General features: G+C 35.9%; 2 protein-coding genes. One reads left to right on the top strand and one right to left on the bottom strand.

Annotated features, from left to right (window positions below):
* Positions 1–134 precede the first annotated feature (134 nt).
* Positions 135–896: a class I SAM-dependent methyltransferase gene (locus Q0192_RS04705; RefSeq protein WP_299286815.1), complete on the top strand. Its 762-nt coding sequence runs from the start codon at positions 135–137 to the stop codon at positions 894–896.
* 291 nt (positions 897–1187) lie between these two features.
* Here the strand turns inward: Q0192_RS04705 and Q0192_RS04700 are convergent.
* The coding region (locus tag Q0192_RS04700; RefSeq protein WP_299286812.1) for a hypothetical protein at positions 1188–1626 on the bottom strand (439 nt) is incomplete at its 5' end.

The following is a 1626-nucleotide window of genomic DNA, read 5'->3' as shown; positions in this document are numbered from 1 at the left end:
GTCAAGCAATTGAACAAGTTATTGATACTTCTATAAAATCTTGGATTTTAATTAACTATTAACTGCCATAATTAATAAACAATTATTTTTTGTCATCAATTTTATTACATTAGTTAATAATTAATACTGCAACCATGCAAAAAACGCTTCCTTCAAACCTTAATATTGTTCGTGGTCAAACACAAAAGAACGTAAACCGCACCTTGCTCACTTACTTATTTAACAGGTTTCCGAAGGATATGAAAATGAGTATTCTCGATCTGCCTTGCGGTAATCTTGAATTCCTCAAATACGTTAAAACGCTGTTTCCTCATTCAGAATTAACGGCTGCGGATATTGTTACGCCCGGAGCCACGCCTGGTATCAACTTCCATCAAATGGATTTAACCCAGAATTTTACACTTTCCACAGGACAAAAGTTTGATGTCGTTTCTTCAATTAGCGGCGTAATGATGTTTAGCAACACCTTGAGTTTTATCAGAAACTGTACGGAACGGATAAAAACTGGCGGTACGTTTATTTTAACAAACGATAATAACGCCACCGTTAAAGACCGTTTGGCTTACTTTTTTTTAGGCCGGTACCGAATTTTTAATTTAGTTTTTGAGGATCAGGAACTGATGACAGAAAACGTACCGATACACGAACTAATTCGGTTAATGCGCAAAAATCATATTCGCATAGACGATATTACTTACACATCTTTTGATATGAAAGATGCGCTCTTTTTGCCCTTCGCACTTGTTGCTTATGTTTCTCAATGGCTTTATTTAAAACGATTGAACACGAAAATTCCGGAAGATTTGAAATGGAAAATGTATCCGTTTAAGCATTTGTTATGCAAACATTACATTATAATAGGCACTAAATTGGATTTGGCCGTTCTTTCAGCGTAAACCTTTGAACTTATAAATTGTGTTTTTAGTTAATGCCCTTTTGTGATACTCATGCTTCTTTTATCGGATAAAAATTGGTGCGCCAACCAAAAGCGAAGAGCCACAGTTTGTTTCCAAATCGTGGCCCTTTATCAAAAATTACCCGGTAAAAACAGTATCAAGATAAACTTCTGCTATTTCAACACTTCAGCTCAAAACCAAAATGATACGAAGGTTTTTTAGGATCATAAGGCAATTCAAAAGGCAGTTTTCTGCCAGCAATCCTTCTAATATTTAAAAATCAGCAACGGTTTATCTTGCCCTCAACTTAGCCGACTTGGATTCTAAGATAAAATGTATGGCGATCACAATCAGCGAAAGCCATTCGCCCCAAAGCAACGTTAATGGTTTCAGTACCAAAGAAAGCAGCAGGAACACCACTGTTAACACCGACATGGTTATACTTTTTATCCTGTCTTTTTTGTTGTGGAACAATCCAATCACCACAGCATTGCCGAAAAAAAACACACTTGCAAAAGTGTAATGCAGAAAAGTAAAATCCCGGGAAGGTAAACAAATCACGCCAAACAAACTTAAACCCAAAACAACATTGTACCATTTTCCTTTGCTGTTTACTTTCAACGTATATTCATTTTTAAAATAGATGGCACCGTTAAAAATAAACAACATGGCGGCAATGCAAAGCAGCATCCCAAAAAGATAACTGTTGTAACTATAAACATAATCGCTG

Origin of the sequence: uncultured Mucilaginibacter sp. (assembly GCF_937859865.1) — a bacterium.
Taxonomy (GTDB): Bacteria; Bacteroidota; Bacteroidia; order Sphingobacteriales; family Sphingobacteriaceae; genus Mucilaginibacter_A.
This window is presented reverse-complemented; position numbering and strand designations above follow the sequence as displayed.